Source organism: Flavobacterium sp. T50_26 (genome assembly GCF_057652995.1).
On the sequence record NZ_JBYFCC010000032.1, the window covers coordinates 18,342 to 36,514 of the forward strand.

At 33.7% G+C, this 18,173-nt stretch carries 13 protein-coding genes; 6 read left to right on the plus strand and 7 right to left on the minus strand.

What is annotated here, in order from left to right:
• Positions 1 to 26 precede the first annotated feature (26 nt).
• Positions 27 to 1,667, minus strand: coding sequence for an OstA-like protein (locus AC23MC_RS15105; RefSeq protein ID WP_487569182.1), 1,641 nt, complete (start codon positions 1,665 to 1,667; stop codon positions 27 to 29).
• Between the two features lie 149 nt (positions 1,668 to 1,816).
• On the opposite strand from AC23MC_RS15105, the gene AC23MC_RS15110 reads away from it, so the two are divergent.
• Both AC23MC_RS15110 and AC23MC_RS15115 read left to right on the plus strand, forming a co-directional pair.
• Positions 1,817 to 2,149 (plus strand): hypothetical protein, encoded by a 333-nt coding sequence (locus AC23MC_RS15110; RefSeq protein WP_487569183.1) that lies wholly within the window; start codon positions 1,817 to 1,819, stop codon positions 2,147 to 2,149.
• 15 nt (positions 2,150 to 2,164) lie between these two features.
• On the plus strand, positions 2,165 to 3,034 hold the full coding sequence (locus tag AC23MC_RS15115) for a hypothetical protein (RefSeq protein WP_487569184.1): 870 nt from the start codon (positions 2,165 to 2,167) through the stop codon (positions 3,032 to 3,034).
• Here the strand turns inward: AC23MC_RS15115 and AC23MC_RS15120 are convergent.
• Entirely contained in the window at positions 3,017 to 3,910 is an 894-nt protein-coding gene (locus tag AC23MC_RS15120; protein WP_487569185.1) for a phosphatase PAP2 family protein, read from the minus strand. The two genes, AC23MC_RS15115 and AC23MC_RS15120, sit on opposite strands and share 18 nt — an antisense overlap.
• A gap of 14 nt (positions 3,911 to 3,924) precedes the next feature.
• Positions 3,925 to 7,653 carry a metallophosphoesterase gene (locus AC23MC_RS15125; RefSeq protein ID WP_487569186.1) on the minus strand — a complete coding sequence of 1,243 codons (3,729 nt, stop codon included), beginning with the start codon at positions 7,651 to 7,653 and terminating at the stop codon, positions 3,925 to 3,927.
• 28 nt (positions 7,654 to 7,681) lie between these two features.
• Here AC23MC_RS15125 and AC23MC_RS15130 point away from each other — a divergent pair, with 28 nt between their 5' ends.
• Positions 7,682 to 8,863, plus strand: coding sequence for a Pycsar system effector family protein (locus tag AC23MC_RS15130; protein ID WP_487569187.1), 1,182 nt, complete (start codon positions 7,682 to 7,684; stop codon positions 8,861 to 8,863).
• A gap of 245 nt (positions 8,864 to 9,108) precedes the next feature.
• Here the strand turns inward: AC23MC_RS15130 and AC23MC_RS15135 are convergent, their stop codons facing one another.
• Positions 9,109 to 11,463 carry a GAF domain-containing protein gene (locus tag AC23MC_RS15135; protein WP_487569188.1) on the minus strand — a complete coding sequence of 785 codons (2,355 nt, stop codon included), beginning with the start codon at positions 11,461 to 11,463 and terminating at the stop codon, positions 9,109 to 9,111.
• Positions 11,464 to 12,243: 780 nt separating this feature from the next.
• On the opposite strand from AC23MC_RS15135, the gene AC23MC_RS15140 reads away from it, so the two are divergent.
• From AC23MC_RS15140 to AC23MC_RS15150, 3 genes are all read left to right on the plus strand, one after another.
• Positions 12,244 to 12,999, plus strand: a complete 756-nt coding sequence (locus AC23MC_RS15140) for a hypothetical protein (RefSeq protein WP_487569189.1) — start codon at positions 12,244 to 12,246, stop codon at positions 12,997 to 12,999.
• Positions 13,000 to 13,210: 211 nt separating this feature from the next.
• Positions 13,211 to 13,342, plus strand: a complete 132-nt coding sequence (locus tag AC23MC_RS15145; protein WP_487569194.1) for a hypothetical protein — start codon at positions 13,211 to 13,213, stop codon at positions 13,340 to 13,342.
• Positions 13,343 to 13,468: 126 nt separating this feature from the next.
• A complete protein-coding gene (locus AC23MC_RS15150; protein WP_487569190.1) occupies positions 13,469 to 13,702 on the plus strand; it encodes a hypothetical protein in 234 nt (77 codons plus the stop codon).
• Between the two features lie 668 nt (positions 13,703 to 14,370).
• Here AC23MC_RS15150 and AC23MC_RS15155 read toward each other — a convergent pair.
• The 3 genes from AC23MC_RS15155 to AC23MC_RS15165 form a co-directional block, all read right to left on the minus strand.
• Positions 14,371 to 14,874 carry a P-loop NTPase family protein gene (locus tag AC23MC_RS15155; protein WP_487569191.1) on the minus strand — a complete coding sequence of 168 codons (504 nt, stop codon included), beginning with the start codon at positions 14,872 to 14,874 and terminating at the stop codon, positions 14,371 to 14,373.
• A 139-nt stretch (positions 14,875 to 15,013) separates the two neighbouring features.
• Positions 15,014 to 15,826 (minus strand): transcriptional regulator, encoded by an 813-nt coding sequence (locus AC23MC_RS15160; RefSeq protein WP_487569192.1) that lies wholly within the window; start codon positions 15,824 to 15,826, stop codon positions 15,014 to 15,016.
• A gap of 489 nt (positions 15,827 to 16,315) precedes the next feature.
• Positions 16,316 to 17,998: a helix-turn-helix domain-containing protein gene (locus AC23MC_RS15165; protein WP_487569193.1), complete on the minus strand. Its 1,683-nt coding sequence runs from the start codon at positions 17,996 to 17,998 to the stop codon at positions 16,316 to 16,318.
• Between the last annotated feature and the right edge of the window lie 175 nt (positions 17,999 to 18,173).

Genomic DNA, 18,173 nt, shown 5'->3' on the forward strand with positions numbered 1-18,173 from the left:
CTCGCAACTTTTCAACCCGCAACATTCTAACTGTCTTTTTTCTTTTCTTTTTCTTTTTCCGTATCTTGGCCTTCTATTGTTTCTTTCCGAACTTCCATCGGGAGATTTTCTTTGTCGTCTTCTGCTTTTTTCTCTTCCATCATTTTTTCTTCATATTCATTTTCTTCGGGAGGAAAAATATCGTCTTTTGTTTTTATTCGTTCATCGCCACGCCAAACGAATCCTCTGAGTTTTCGGGCATTTTCGGGCAATTCTGCTTCTGGATAAATCTCACCTTCCACTTGTTTAAAAAAAGTGATGGTGTTAATTTGATTACCATCAAGTGTCATATTGATGCTGCTACTTTTGCTTTTATTGATGCCGATGAGTTCTTGGTTTTCATTTCGCATATAATAAATCACTTCGGTATTTTTAACTACATCAACTTCATACAATTTATTGTCTCTAAATTTACCATATAGATTTAAACCTTTTACCTGATTATAACCGGTGCCAATGGTGTCTTTTGAAGCAATGAATGTATTATTCAGAACCTTTAACGAGTCAAGCTTTTCGGTTTCTTTATTGGAAATTAAGTGCATGATATCACCGGTCATTTGGTTGTCAAAGTTCCACATTACCGGATTTTTTATCAGTTTAGTGATGCCTGTTTTTTCGTCGGAATGAAGCGAATCACATTTTCCACTCATATCAATTTTAAAAAAGCGAACATTGTTAAATGCCCTTACTACGCGGTTTTGTGGCTTGCCGGTAACGATTAATTTTTTTCCGTGAATGTATAAAGTGTCTTGTTCAACCAAAGTCATCGCCACTGCTCTTTTGGTCATCATTAATGAGTCTTTAAGCTTGTAAACTTCCCCATAATGACCTTTCACAATACTATTGTTGATGGAATCGGTCACTTTTACATTTCGGGTGGCCGAGGCAAATTCTCGATTTCGATCATAATACAAACTGTCTCCTTCTATTAATCGATTGTTGTATTTGATATAAGAATTTTTTACAAAATGAGAAAAGTTTTTCTTCGTATCATAAAAGCCTTTTTCGGTGTAAATATAATTTGCTTCGCTGGTAATGGTAGATGGTCCAAAAAGATAAGCGTGCCCAACATTTTCATAATAATCCAAATGATTGGTTTTGATTACATATTTTGGATTGGTAATAGTCACCGCATTTCGAAACTGATACATTTTTCGCTGAATTAAATATGTTCCAGCCTGACTAACCAGTGTATTTTCTTTATCGGTAATTGTTCCTCCGGTTTTATAAAAAGCCTGCTGTGTGTTTCTATCAAAATTGAGCACATCAGTTTTTAGATTTGAACTTGGCGAACTCATCATCACATTTCCGGAAGCATATGCTTGTTTGTTTTCACCATTATATTCTGCATACGTACTGGTCATAGTGATGGTGTCGCCTTGAATCATTCGTACATCGCCAAAAGCTTTGATATAATTTTCTTTTTTAAATATATAAGCTTTGTTACAAAATAGCACTGCCCCGTCATGGCTCACGCGAACATTGCCGGTTAGCAAAATAGCATCAGGGTACAAATCTTCATCTACATCAGAAAATTCTGCGTATTCAATAAAAATTTCTTTGCTTTTTTGAGCAAAACTTTGATGAAAGCTTATCAAACAGAAAACGATAAAAAGAATAGTTCTCAAAAGTATATTTTTGCCAAAATTACTAAAAATGAAGTAAGGACAAGATGTGTTAAGAATTATTTAGGGAGAAAATACCATTTTTAGCATTTATAAAGCTTACTTATCTTTTAAATAAGTTATTTTTGAAGTAAGAACCAACTTTTACCGCTATGCTTAGTTTACTTTTTATTTATTTTTTAGGGAAAGCTTTTTACACACTAGCAGAAAAACATAAACAAAATGAGTGGCTTTATGCAATTCTTGGAGTTTTATCCTATTATGTTGCAACTTTTCTATTTGCTTTTATTCTGATAGGTTTAGAATTGCTTTTTTCTTTAGGGATTGAAGAATATTCAGATAGAGCTTTTGGTTTTATCACGATTCCGTTTGGACTACTAGGTTGTTGGGGTTTTTATAAACTTTTAGAACACAAATGGAAGAACATGATTCAAGTAGAAATTGAAACCATCGATGAAATAGGCAAAATCCAGAACGAACAATAACCATTAACAAATTTTATGAAGCTTTTCAAACTATCTATATTGTATTTTATTTTGTTTATTTCTTGTTCGTCTAAAACGGATTCAGGAGAAAAAATTGCAATTCTTTTTGACTTTCCAAAAGATATAAGCGAAGTTTCAGGCATTACATTTCATAATAATTTGATTTGGAGTATTCAAGATAGTGGCAACTCCAATGAAGTTTTTGGTTTTGACGAATCAGGAAAGCTTATTGAACAAATTGAAGTTCAAGATGCAGAGAATATTGACTGGGAAGCAATTACATCAGACAAACAAGGAAATCTTTATATTGGTGATTTTGGTAATAATGACAATGACCGACACGATTTAGCCATATACAAATTGGCTTCTTCAAATTACAGTAAAGTTTCAGAGAAAATTAGCTTTTATTATCCCGAACAAACCGATTTTCCGGCTAAGAAAAAAGAAAAATTATATGATTGTGAAGCCTTTTTTCTCTATCAAAATGCATTTTATTTGTTTACAAAAAACCGAAGTAAAGGTTTTGACGGAACTTCATTAATTTATAAAATTCCGGCTATTGCAGGTAATCATCCGGCAAAACTTATAGGAAGGTTTAAAGCGTGTTCTAATTATAATTCGTGTGTGATTACCGGAGCAACCATAAGTTCAGATGAAAAGCAAATTGTGCTTTTAGGACATGATCGTCTTTGGTTGATTGAAAATTTTGAAGGTGATGATTTTCTTTCCGGTAAATTATCCGAATTAGAACTCAATCATCATAGTCAAAAAGAAGGCATTTGTTTTAAAGACAATGAAACACTTTTTATAGCTGATGAGCGAAGCAAAAAAATAGGAGGGAAGCTGTATGAAGTTTCTCTTTCAACCTTAAAAAGTTCCCACTAATCCCAATTGATTGTGACCCATTCTCAAATTCCAAGAAATTTTATTTTTTCTTTCTTCCGGATTGAGTTTGTATTTATTGTCTCTTTTTAGATAGGAATCTACACATTCAACAATGGCTACACTCATCACCGTGCTTAAAAAAACATCGGAAGCCCAATGAGCACCTTCCCAAATTCTAGACATGGGCGAAACCATACCCAAAACATAAAAACCACCTTTTATCCAAGGATTGCTAAATTGTTTTGATAAAGCATAACACGTTGTAACTGATAAAGCTGTGTGTCCCGAAGGAAAAGAACTAAAAGCCGGAGTACCATTAAAAGGATCAAAATAATCGTGCCCTAGTTCAGTGCTGGGTCTTGCACGTCCGGCAACTGTTTTCATAACTTGTTGCAGTAACCCGCTCACACTGGCAGAGGTTATCATGAGTACACCAGTGTAACGAATTTTTTCGTTATTTGAGAGTAAACCAACCAAATAAACACTTCCTGTTAAACTATAATTAACTAAAGGTTTTCCAAATCTAAAACCAAATTCACTCACAGAATGAGGGATGTGTTTATCTTGTCTTCTAAAAAAACTACTTATTTCTTCGTCTGAAAGATATAAAATTCCGGTTCCAACCAAAGTACCACCAAAATAGGCAAGGTCTTTTTTGTCCCAGCGTGTAGGTTGAGCAAATGTGTAAAGAAAACCGTTTGCTCCGTTTCGAGCATCATATTTTAGTTTTTGCCAAATGGTTTCTTTGACTAGTGTATCATTTTTAATTTCGCTAAAAACTAACGTGTCACGCTGAATGGATAAACTATCCGTTTGGGCGTAAATAAGATTTTGAAAGGCAAAAAATATAATAAAAAACTTGATGAACTTATCCATATATTTTATAAAAATTAAAATCCGAAACCTAATCCAAAAGCAATTCGGTTACCGTCTTGGCTGTTAAAAAAAGTTAGACGGGCAGTTACTAAATCTAATCCATTGAGCCAAATTCCTCCTCCAACAGATTGATGCCATTTGTTTGAATTTTCTCCATCTAACCAAACTCTTCCATAATCATATCCGCCAAGAATTCCATAACTCATTGGAATTATACTTTTTATTTTTCCGATGTTCCAACGTAAATCGGTGCTTTGAAAGAACGATTGTTTCCCGAGGAAGCGTTCATTTCTGTAACCTCTCAAATCATAATCGCCACCCAATGTTGCACCTTGATAGAATTCAAAATCATTGTTCAAGAGCATTTTTCCTTTCAATAACGTTCCGAGAACTAATTTATTGGATTTAGTAAGTTGATGACTAAATCCTAATTCACTTTCTAAATATGTAAAGTTTAGTTTAGAATTGGATAAATTGGTTTTCCAAGTTCCTTGAATAACAAATCGCATCCCGATGGTTGGATTGGCTTCTCGATCATAATTTTTAAAAGCATATTTAAATGAAGCTCCCGCAAATTGCTGGTATTCAAAAACTTCTGGATTAATAGCTCCGGGTTTGTTAATAAAACGATTGGAAGTTTCCTCTACTTCAATATTTTCAAAGGAAGTTTGAATGGTAACTTCACTGCCAAAACGACCAACATATTTTAAAGACGGAGCCACTTTTAATATTTGAATTCGAACGCGATTATAATCCATTCCTTCTTCATTATCAAAATTTTCAGTCTCGTTGCCATATCCAAAATAATTTATGCTAAAATTTGGAGTAGTATAACGGGCTTCCATTTCTAAATTCCATTCACCAATCAATTTGGTAAAACTATTTTTATAACCTAATTCTACACCTTCTGTAGCAAAATAATAATTGGCATTCACATTGTGTTTGGCGGTGTACGGATTGTTGATGAATCCTTGTTTTACAAAACTATATGTTCCGCCAATTTTTACACCGTCATCCGGATTAAAACCAATCATCGGCATTAAAAAAGTGTGATTGTATTTTGGTTTTTTATAATGGTATTCATTTAGTTCATAATCATCTTTTAAATGAACAGCCGTACAGTTTTCAGCATTTACGGTATTTTTCTTTGATTTATAATCGTAAATTTTTATTTTTTTGCCATTTTCAACTGCATAGTTATCGTGATTTTGTCCGCCAATTAATCGAATAGTGATGTTATTTTTTTCTTTTCCTTTTACTTCAAATTGATCGTCATCATCTAAACCATAAATCCATATTTCTTTGGTTTGTTTTTTGTTGTAGGTTCTTGAAAATTGAATTTCTTCGCCATCTTTTTTTAATCGAAACCAAGAAACCTTTATGTTTCCATTGGATAAACTTTCAATTAGAAATTTATCTTTTTTATCGGTTCCTGTCAGAATTATTCTTTTTTGAAGTAAATCATAATAACTCAAAGCAAATTTTTCTAATCCTTTTTTTCTGAATTTTAATTTGTTTTTGATGGAAAGTGTCGTTACATCTTCTTTAATTTCATTTGGCAAATAGGCAAAACTTTCATCTATAACTTCGTCTGATAATTCGTTGATTATGAAATTGGCTTGCCTTTTCCAGTCTTCTTCTGTCGCATTTTTAATAAAAGCCACATCTAAGCTGTGTGCCGAAAAGTTGAACCATTTTTCACTTGGATAATCAGCTTTAAAATTGGTAATATGTCGAACTCCGGGAATGTTAAGAAGTAAACTAATTAAGTTACCATCCACTTTTGCAAAAGCTTGATCGCGATCTCTTGGAATGGGTTTATAAATCACTTTGTCACCTTGTTCAAATTCCGACCATCGCCATTGATCTTGGTGTCTGTCCCAATCGCCAATTAGCATATCAAACAGACGAGCTTTGATATAAGACTGTTCATCCACTTGGTATTTTTCGTCTTTTCGAATATTAGCTAACACTTCATCGGTGCCCAAAATGGCTTGTGGTTTTCCATAACTTTCCAAATCGAGGTGTTCGTCTGTTTGGCGTTCTTCAACCAAATATAATTTGTCTCCAAACGAATCATTAAATTTCCCTAAACGACTTTGTTTCGGAATAAAATATAATTTTGGATTACTGTGATAAATTCCAATTTTATCAGCCATTTTACCAACAATAAAAGGCGTGAAAGGATGACCGGAAGTATAAAAATCATAAATAAATTTTTCTGCATACGTATCTTGAAAACCCGCGACTGCATTTTGATCTCTAAAAATGGATTGCAAAAAGCGAGTAGCATTTTTTTTCAAGGCACGCATCACGTAATCTTTTCCGTTTTTGTCTTCTAATCGAAGTGATTCTGATTGATTTCCTCCACCGGAAATAGTTGGAGTTACTCCGCCAAAAAGTGTATCGAGTTGAACAGATTTTGCTTCAATTGGCAAACCATAATATTCTCTGTAATGTTCTCCCCAAAGAAATTTGTAAAACTTACTTTTTTGAGTTGATTCAGGTAAATAAATCGATGCTTTGACAATTGTGGCGTTGTTTTCTGAGTAATTAGTTTGAGTTTGTCCTTCATTTGGACTTGGAATTGTAACGGAATGTATTTCTTTTAATTCGTTATTTTCTGTACTGAAAAAAGTGATTAAAGCGGATTCGTTTTCATATACTTTCAAAGTGCAAAATCCAAAACCGCCAAACGAAAAATCATTCGGAAAAATGGCTCTGGCTGCTTCTCTTTTTGAGCCAGCACCACTAATAACTTGTTTCACACCGTCATGTTCAATATACTGAAGATTGTGTTCATGACCGGAAACCACCAAAACATTATTCCGGTTTTGAATCATCGGTTTGATGTTGTTGATGAGGTGTTGATACTGTTGATTTTGCAAATCTTGCGGACTTGCACCGGTAGTTTTCCGTAAAAGATTAATCAGTGATCCCACAATAGGAAGCGGAATTTTGTTATTTATTGGATACAAATGTTTTTTTAGTGAATATTTTCCGCCATGGGGTCCGTGACTCATCAACGGATGATGAATGGCCAAAATAGTGAACTTGTTTTGATTTTTATTGATTTCACTTTTTAGTTCATCAAAAAATTCTAATCTTGTTCTAATGTCGCAGTCGTCATTTAGGGTTGGATGTTTGTCCCAATCCTGCAAAAACCATTCGCTATCAACCACAATCATTCCGATTTTGTCGTTGATTTTTACTGTTTCAATGGCACAACCTTTTCTGGGAAGAAATGCTTTTTTTTCATTTAAGAATGAATTGACAAATTTTTCTTGCTCTTGTAAACCTTCCAAACCATTGTACCAATCGTGATTGCCCGGCATAAAGATGGTTTTACCTTTAAACTTTTTGGCAATTTCAAGTTGAAGCGTTAATTTTTCTTCGGCATCTGCACGGTTTGGATCATTTTTATCAGCTGGCATCCCTTTGGGATAAATGTTATCACCCAGGAATACTAAAGTGCTATTCTTATCTGTTTTGGAAAGTTGGTTATCCAAAAGCTTTACTGTTTCTATTGTTTCAGGATTAGTGGTGTTTCCTGCGTCGCCAATTAAAAAAAAAGTATGACTTATTTTAGTGGTGTCTATCGTTTCAGTTAAAGCAATAGTAGTTGCATTTTTTCCGGTTTGAATAGAATGTGATGCACAAGAAAGCAGGAACATTGGAAGAAGTAATACTACTCCTTTTTTATAATTTGTAACCAGTTTAATGAAAACACAAAACATTTTCATAATTTAGTGGAAAATAAAATTTAGTATAATGAGTTTGATCCAACAAGCGGAACACTATGTATCAACTTTTTTAAAAGAGAAGCTGCCTTCTACTTTTGTTTATCATAACTTTAATCATACAGTAGGTGTAGTTCAGGCAGTTACAAAAATTGGAAACTATCAACAAGTGCGTGACGAAGATACTGAAAAATTATTAATTGCCGCATGGTTTCATGATACGGGTTATGTTTTGGGAACAGAAAAACATGAAGTTTCAAGTGTTCAAATTGCAAGCGAGTTCTTAAAAGGGAAAAATCTTGATGAAAAGTTCATTTCAGACGTTTCTAATTTGATCATGGCGACAGTTTTTACGCATCAACCTCAAAATGAATTAGAACAAATTATTCGTGATGCTGATTATTTTCATTTTGCTAATGATAATTATTTAACTATTTGCGAATTTTTGCGTGAAGAATGGCAAAACACCTGTAAAAAGAGTTTTACAGATTTGGAATGGTCTAAAGAGAACTTACAAATGCTTTCGCAAAAGCACCAATTTTATACTCCTTTTGCGTTGACTTTTTGGCAACCGATTAAGGAAAAAAATATTAATAGAATTGAAAAAAGAATTAAAAAGCTCATGAATAATTTTGATCAAAATTTGACTGATGCTGCCAAAAAATCAAAAGAGGAGAAACCCGATCGTGGCATTGATACGATGTTTCGTGTTACACTTAATAATCATACTCGTTTGAGTGAAATTGCGGATAGCAAAGCCAATATTTTACTCTCTGTTAATGCAATTATTATTTCGATAAGTTTGTCTACATTGATTCCTAAATTAGACAGTCCAAGTAACGTACATTTAATTATACCTACTTTTGTTTTGGTTATGTTTAGTGTGGTTACTATTATTTTTGCAATTCTATCCACCCGTCCAAAAGTAACATCGGGAACGTTTACACAAAAAGATGTTGACGAGCGAAAAGTAAATCTTTTGTTTTTTGGTAATTTTTATAAAATGCCATATCAAGAGTATGAAAGTGCAGTGAATGAAATGATGAAAGACCGAGAATATTTATACAATTCGATGATTAAAGACTTGTATTATTTGGGTTTGGTTTTAGAAAGAAAATATCGTTTACTTCGAATAACGTACAACATTTTTATGGTTGGTATTATTGTTTCGGTACTCACATTTGTGATTGCTTTTAAGAATTCGGGAGTTTAATCTTAACTTCAGCTCTCTGCATAGGAGAGGAAGACGATGTGGGTAGAAATGTGAAATAAAATTTCTTTAATCTTTCTTTTTAGCACAATGCCCTAGCCCAGATGGCAACGGAAATCCTGTTGAAATGAAAGCCTATTTTTTCTTGGGCTAACAGAGCGACCAGAGGAAGCTCCTGCTTAGACCTTAGAAAAAAAGGATTTCATAAAACAGATTGGAGAGAACAGCTGGATTAGCTTCTGAGAATTTTATTTCAACTCATCCAACAATTCTTGGTAGGAGTATTTTTTTTCAGAAATTTCGTTGTTCACTACTTTTACTCTAAACGCTTTTAAACCTGAAACACCTTGCAAGTCTTCTACATCAAATCGTTCTAAAGTAGGTTCGAGAATTTTTTTAAATTGCAGGAATTTAATGTATTTTAAATATTCCGCTTCTTCCTGACTGTGCGAATAAACGATGGTGATTTTTTCTTTTTCGGTAATGCGTTTGTCGGTTCCTTTGATATTAGCCTTATCGATGCGTTTTTTTACTACTTCATATCTTGCATTATAGGTGCCATCTACGTCAAATCGTTTTTCGTCCATTCTAAATCGAATAGAAATAGGCGAACTAAAAACTAAAATTAACGATGTAACATCTAGTGAATAGGGTAGGGTGTCTTTGATCCGATGATGCTCCAATTCCATCTCGCAAAGTGTTTGCAATTGCCATAACCGCAGGTTGCTTAAATACATTTTATCAAAAGGAATGGTTGGCACGATCGACTCGCCAATGTATAGATTGTGCTCTACACCATCTGTTTTAAAACGTTCGTAATAATGCGGATATATTTGTTGAGCTTCTAGTTGTTTAGCATCTAAAACAGAAGCCAATTTTTTATTGATAACAGAGAGTGTGTGATCAAAATCTTTTCTTGCATGATAAAACATGCCGGTTTTTGGATCTAGGTTATCGAAATAGGCTTTTACTTTTGATTTTTCATTTTGTAAAGAGATCAAAATTGGATGAATCTCTACTTCTATAAAGTTTTGAACTTGTTGCTCAGTATCGGTTTTAAGAGGAGCATCCATGTCATTTAATAGCTCTTGTAGTTCAAATTTACGTTGCTCAACAATTAGTAAATTAGAATTAGATTTGAGTGTGTTAAATATGTCAAGAATGCTTTTAAGTTGGTTTCTTAAATCGGTTTTTACGGTTTCGTTACGATGTTCGGAAGATCCTTTAATATCGATTTGCCCATACAATGGAAACACATTTTTAAAAACAATTTCCTTTAGAATGTAATCTTTAGCAATAGCGTTGTTTGTATAATAATTTTTAGCTTCACGCTTAAACTTCCAATATACACTGGGATGAATAGTAGTATATTCTTTTTGTATGATGGCTTCCAACTGGTTTTGCATATCTGTAAAACTACGCACAATTGTATCTACCAAAAAAGGCATTATTAACTCTAACTTCGTTGCATTTATGGAGTTTAATGCTCTAACTTCTGCGGAAGCTAATTCAATAATTCCTAATAGTTTTCCATCTTTTATAACAGGAGCTAATAAACAACTTTGAATGTTTTGTGACAAAAGTTGGTCTGCAAAAAATTTATTTTCTTTACCCTTAGCAAATTCATTTACATCGGGAATTATAAACGTATTTTGGTTCTCGATTAAATATTCGTAGGAACAACCGCAAAGAGCATTTTTACAGTCTGCTTCGGGTTTATCAAGTAGTATGAAACTAGATGTTTTTTCTTCTTTAAAAGCAGGTTTTTCAAATCTATCTTCTTCTTCATTATAAATGGTAAATCCCATTTTTAAATCGGGAATTTTAAAAACCGATCTAAATATAGAATAAGAATCTTCTTTATTTTGGGGTTTATTAAATTCAGGTTTGAGTAAATAAGTTTTTAGATTTGAAACAGCATTTTCTACTGTAACATCAACCAATGAAACAATTACAAAACCTTTTAAAATCCATGATTTTGCTGGAAATTTTTGTTTCCAAAGTTCTAAATTATCATAATTATCAATTAGTTCCTCAATTTCTTTTTGCGAAAGAGGTTTTACTTCTTCTGTTGGGAAAATTTCAACAAAATCTGCATTATACAAAATCCTGTAATGTTTAACAATTCCGTTTGCATCCGGAATATCATAAAATAAAGGTTTGCCGAAATCTATTTTTTGGTTATAGTGAGAATTTAGAATTAAGGTGCAATTCATTACATAAAACTGATGCTCATCAAAATCTCGGATATTCATGTCGAATGTTTGACCGGCATCTTTTAGAATTTTTTTGAAACGTTCAGTATAATTAAATGTAATGTTTTGAAATGGAAGTGTAACGGCTTTAATTTCATTTTGTGTTAAAGCTGTTGGAAACAAATCTGCTAAAAGATAGTTTATCAACTGTTCGTTTTCTATTATGAAATTGAAGTCGTCTATACCATCATTTAATTCCGGTTTTGACTCAATTTCTTTTAATAGAGCTTTTGCATAATTGGATCTATAATCAATAGACGACAATGCTATTTCTTCCAAAATTTTAATGACTTTATGGAAGGATATGTATGTTTGAAATGGGCTATCGTGAAAGTAATTGTTTTCCATGTATAAAACTATAGTGCAAAAATACTATATCTTAATTAAATTAGGTTTTACGAGTGTCTTTTTGATTTTTATTTAACATAGTTGGTTAGCTGTTTTTATAACGTGTGCGTTAATTATGGTTATTGTCTTTTTTCTATGTTTAGACTACTACTAAAAAAAAAATCAGTACTGTTTATCGCTACTTACTTTAGAAAGTATAATTTTAATTGTACAGGTTAATGAACATGTTGGTTCAGAAAAGAGTGTATTGCTGAGGACTGAGACTCCCACATACTATTTTACCCGACGATCAATGGAGTTACTTCTTCTGATTTAAGGCCTGTATATAGGCAGAACTCTTCAATAGAAACCAATTGGTGTTCTTGTTTGTTGAAGTGTTTTTTTACTTCTAAAATCAGTAGTCTTGAACTTCTGTAACTTTTACCGGTAATTCTTTGAACGTCTTTTGGGTATATGCAAACTCTTTTTTGTTCTGTTTTCATACACTCTTGGTACTTTATCCCTACTTGAACTATACTGGGGAACGGGCGTTAACTTTTTTTTGCAACAACTTAGGTCAAAAATACACTTTTGTAGTGGATTTTTCAATGCAAAAATAGGCAAAAAAGGTCGTTTTAGTCAATTTGATGCATGTAAGATCAAGCCTATTTTGAGCACACAAATAAATTACGAAATATTTGCTTGTAAATCATTTCAAGATGCATCAAAATGGGTTTATGACGGCTAAAGGAATGAGCTGTAGAAACATTCCGCTTTTTTTAATTTTAAATTATAGAAATTATGGCAAAACAGAAAGGCATAATTAAATTAAAAGGTACGATCGGTGATATTACCTTTTATAAGTCGAAAGACGGGTATGTTGCCCGTGAAAAAGGAGGAGTAGATGCTAACCGCATTGCGACAGATCCTGCATTTCAGCGTACCAGAGAAAATGGTGCTGAATTTGGTAGAGCCGGAAAAGCCGGTAGAATTTTACGCACTGCTTTTCGGGCATTATTATTGAATGCATCGGACAGTAGGATGGTAGGACGACTGACTCAACGTATGATGAAGGTGATCCAGGCCGATGCAGTAAATGAGCGTGGTTTAAGAAACGTTATTGATGGCGAGGCGGAATTGTTGACTGGGTTTGAGTTTAATATTCGCGGAAAACTAGGGACTAGTTTATACGCCCCATTTCAAACGACAATCGATCGTGTAGCAGGTACTTTGAGTGTGGATATACCTTCTTTTATTCCTTTGAATATGCTTGTTGCACCGAGTGGAAGTACTCATTTTAAGATTATTTCCGGTGGTGCTGAAATTAATTTTGAGGAAGAGAGCTATGTTATTGAAAACACAGAAACGGCTATTTTACCTTGGAATTCGGTGCCAACAGCAGTTATTAACCACGTTAACACAGTGACCGCTAACAGTACAAAGCCGTTGTTTTTGGCACTGGGTGTTGAATTTTATCAAGAGGTAAATGGGCAGATGTATCCTTTGAAAAATGGTGCATATAATCCATTGTCGTTGGTAGAGGTTAGTGGTTTGTAATTTAACGTTAGCATTTAGAAATCAGAATTTAGAGATTAGAATTTAGCGATTGTAATTTCAAAATATGGTTTTATTTTTAACAAGAACTTATTTCCCTGAAGGAACAAATGGAAACCTGGTAATTGACAATTCATTTGTTTGTTATACTATTGAGTAACCTTGGAAAGAAAACCAAGTTAGTGTTTCTTGTATTCCGGAGGGGAAATATTTTATTAGAAAGCGATACAGTAGCAAGTTCAACTGGCATTTAGAAGTGATGAACGTAGAGAATAGAAAATACATTCTTTTCACCCTGCTAATTATGCACGTAACGAATTGCGTGGTTGTATTGCACCAGTTTTAACACTTACCGGTTCTGGTGTGGGATTAGAATCCAAGTTGGCTTTTGAGAAATTGCGAGCAATGGTGTATAAAGCATTAGATAACGGTGAACGTGTTCAATTACTTATTAACTCTTAACTATTTTATTATGACTATTTTAGATAGAGCGAAAGCTCCTACTCCAAAATTTTTTAAAGTTCTTCGAACGATTGGCTTGGTTATGGCTGCTGTAGGCGGAACTATTTTGACTGCACCTATTTCCTTGCCGGCTGCTGTTGTTGCGGTTGGTGGTTATATGGCTGTGGCCGGAGGTGTGATGTCGGCTGTTAGTCAAGTAGCCAAAGAAGATACATCTAAAGATGAACACTATGAATCAACCTAATTCGGTGTCGATTGGTACGGTTGGAGGGACATTTTTAAGTTTAGTGCCTAACATCACATCAACTGATATTGTGAAGACGATAATTTTGGCAGCTGTTGGAGCTGCGGTCAGTTGTTTGGTTTCGATGCTTATTAGGTGTCTTTTTAGGAAATATAAAAAGTAATTTTTTACCCCGACTTTATGGTTGGGGTTTTTTTATGACTGTTGTTGGTTGTCGGTCGTCTGTTGTTTTATTATCACTGTAAATTTAACCGCAGAGGGCACAAAGGACGCTTCGCTTTTTTTAATGGGACACGGATTGGATTGATTGAACTGATTTTTGCGGATTTTTGATAGCTTCGCTATGTTTGGATTTCGATGGATTTATTTATGCTATTTACTTTTATTTTTTAACTGCGAAGAACGCAAAGGGGTTCGCGGAGGGCACGAAGGACGCTTCGCTTTTTTTAATGGAACGCGGATTGGGCGTATTAGCTGACGCTAAACGCTGATTTTGCCGGATTTTGATAGCTTTGGTATGATGGGATTCTGATGGATTTATGTGTGCTATATTTGTGTTATTTACTTTTGTTTTTTAACCACGAAAAACGCTAAGGAATTCGCAGGGGGCACAAAGAGAGGTACTAAGGTTCTGAGTCGCTGAGGTTCAAAGTTTTTTTGTTAGTATTTTAGCGTTTGTCGGGGGAGTTTTTATCGAAGGCGATGAGGTTGAACATTTGTCTCATGCGGGAGCGAACTCGGTCGCCGTAGTATTTTTCGAGTTCTGAGGCGGAAAGGTTTGTGGTGATGTGGGTGATTGTTTTATTGTTGATGAAATTGTCGTATCGGGTGAGTAGAATTTCTGCCATGACATTGCATTCGTTGCCGAAGTACTTTATTTGTTTTTCTGTACCCAAATCATCAAAACATATGTTGTTCATTTTGGTTTGTTTGTCTTCTTTTTTTGTGAATGGTAGTAAGGCTTCGTATCCTTTTGTTGCGAAGTCGAATGCGATATCTCGGCAAGGAATTATTTTGTAGTTTTGCATTTGGTTTGTAAAAAAGTTACAAAGGAACATCATTGAGCTTTTGCCACATCCGACAGGTCCAGAGAGAATGATTCCTTTATTAATGTCAATCTTCATTTCTTTTGCGGTGCTTTCATCTTTAATAGCATATATGATCAGTTTCATTATTACCATTTTATCGTTCTCATGTATTTTGAATTGATCACCGTAGTAATACCGCCCCATTTTTTCTAAAGCAGTGATACACCTTGCAAAATCATAGACTTTGATTCCGTCTTTGATTTGAAATGTTTTTTGAATTTCATTATAAGGGTTCATCGTATTTGTTTTCGTTAGACGTTTTTAAGTTTCCCGGTACCGGATTAGCTATTGCATTTGTTACTGATGATGTATTTTGGTTGTTCAGCATCCAACTATTGGCAGCTGCTTGCCAATTGACCATTGGCGTTTTGCCGCCTACCAGCCAACCAATACTTGCAAAATAATTATAAAATTTGTGGGCTTCTGTTTCTGGGTGATTATGCTCCTTGAAATAGACAATAGTTTCCTCGAGGTTTGGTTCTGAAAACACTTTCTTTTTTGTAGGTATCTTTTCTTTACTTTCCTCTTTTTTCTGAAAATCAATTGCTGTTTTTTTTATTTTTTCACTATTGTTTTTACTGTTTTTATTATTTGTATAGTTTTTATTGTTTACTGAAGGTACTAGTACTTGTTCGTTACTAGTTTCGATATTGGTCTGCTCCTGTGTCAAAGGCTCTCCATGAGCTATTACACTATCTTGTTTAGAAAATGGTGTAGTTGTTAATGGATTGTCCTGTGTTTGCTCCTGTTCGAAATTGAATAAAATGACATGACTTCCGCGAAATGGGTTGAAAGAGGGTTGGTAGTTGATGTATCCCAACGAATGCAGGTTTTTTAGACATTTGTGGTAGGTGGCTTTGGAACTTATTTTACTGATTTGCATGATTTCGTCGCGGTTGATGCTGATGGGGTTTCGGAATCGGTTACAGTTCCAACACTGAAATAATGCTATGTATAGGCTTATGTGTGTTGGATTTAGCGAGTTTTCTTGGATTACTTTGTCGAAGAAGCCTGTGAGGTGTTTGATGTAGTTCATTTTTTTTCTTTTGAGTTGCTTAGTTGCTGAGGTTTTGGTTTTAAAAGTTTAAAAGTTTAAAAGTTTAAGGGTTTAAAAGTTTAAGAGTTTAAAGGTTTAAGAGCTTAAAAGTGTAAAGGTTTAAATGTTTAAGAGGAGAGGTAAATAGGGAGGTGTCCATAACTTGTTTATTTTGTGTTATGGTGCAAAAGTGTTGGGTTTGGTTGGAATTATTTCAGAAGTGAATCAGAAGGGGAAAACAAAAAAGTTTAATTTTAATGATTTTATTTTAATTTTTGTCAATAAAATCAATGGTTTAACGTGATTATAATTTTTAAATTATTTTACCATATAAGTCGTATAAGTTTACTTTTTCAAAGAAAGTTCAATTAAGTTTTTTGATAATTGGGTACGGAAATGTTTTTTATTGTTTTACCATATAAGGCAGATAAGGGATATAAGTTTTACTTTTTATGAAAGTTCATTTAAGTTTTTTGAAGTTCTTTGCGGTTACTGTTGATTATTTTGTTGGGTTTGGTTTGATGATTTTAATTGTTGGATGAAGGAGGTTGGGGACATTTTGATTTTGTTTTTGAAGCAGAGGGTGAAAATTTGGGTTGAGCCGAAACCGGCTTCTTCTGCTAATGCTTGATTGGTGTAGTTTCTGTATTTGTTATTGCTGATTAGCAACTCCACTATGTAGTCGATTTTGAGGTCGTTGATGTACGATGTGGTTTTTTTTAGTCTTTTTTCTGCAATAATTATAGATGCATATTTGGTGTTGGTGTCTAGTAAAGCTGCGAGCTTTGCCAAGTTCATGTCTTTTTCGAGGAATTTTTTTTGGTTTTCGAATTTCTCTAAGTTTTTCAATAATTTGTTAGATAGTTCAGGACTTAAGCTTGAGTTTTGGTTATTAATTAGTCGAGCAGGAGCTTTCTTTTTATCAGCTAAATCAGCCATGATTTGAATGAATTTTTCTTTTTCTCTTTTTTTGGAATGCAGGTGCCAGCCGAATACGACTAATAGCATTATCAACAGTGATGTTAGGACAAGAAAATATATTTTTTTGGTAGATGCTAATTCGTTTTCGATTCTTTTCTTTTTTTCGAGCAGTGTTTTGGTATCGTATTCTTTGTGGACTTTGTAGGTTAGGTATTTGAATTCTTTGTTTATTTCTTTGTCAAATTCCATTAGTTTTTTGATGAAAAAAAGTTCTTTTTCCAATTCATTTGTTTCGCCAAAATATTGGATTAGTAGTTCATACCCTTCGCGAAGATCCGGACGACTGTATTTTTTTGTTTGAATGCCCTCGTGTACTCTTGTGAAATAGATTACTGCTTTGTGTTTGTCGTTGATTCCCCAGTAACATTTCCCAAGACAAAACCATGTTGTAATTTGATTGGCATAATCTTTCTTTTTTTCCAGTTCCAGTTTTGATTCGTTTAATAATTTGATTGCCTCTTTGTATTCTTTTTGCTTACAAAGGTTTATCCCTTCTGCATTTTTGAAGTAGGAAATCATATCATTCATTTCATATTCTCTGGCTAGTTCTATGCCCAGTTTATTTAAATAGGAGGAATGATCATATCTTTCAATTTGTGTGTAGCATAAGGCAATTGCATGCATTGATTTTATATACGCCAAATCGTTTTCTTCTTTAAAGTAGTCTAAGCATTGAGTTAGCAAGGCAATTGCTTCATCATAATAGCCCAAGAAGTATTTCGTTAGTGCGATTGTATATTTTACTTTGTGTATTAGGTAATGGTCGTCTGTTTTTGCTATGTAATTGTTAGCACTAATGTATAAATCTAATGCCTTAGTGTATTCTTTGTTGTCGTAATGAGCGGCACCCACCGTTAGGTATGCACTACCTATTATTTCATTGCTTTTTGTGGCTTTGGCTTTTACTAGTAAACTATCTGCATAAATAAGGCGGAATTTTTTGTCCACCAGATGCATCATTAATCGGTATGCTTTGATTTGCTGATGGAGGTTGTTTTCTTTATTGGCTTTTTCCAGCCAATGTTTCGTCATTTTTAGTGCTTTGACCGTATCGGTTCTGTATTCCATTACTTTTTCTTCAAAGTATTGGTAGTTTTTTGAGGCCAAACTGTCAACTTGAATAAAGTTACTAGCTTGAACAATTGTTAAAGTGAATAGTGTGCATGCTATGGTAATTATAACGTTTTTCATTTCAGTTGGTTAAGGTTTTAGTTCAACTTACTGTTTAAAAAGTTTGTGGAATTGAAATGGGTGTAGTAAAAATATTAAATTTTTTTAAACGAAAGTCAATTGTAAATCGTCAGCATAAAGTGGACTGATTTAATTCAAAACTAAGAGAGTGTTTTCAAAAATTATTAACTTTGAA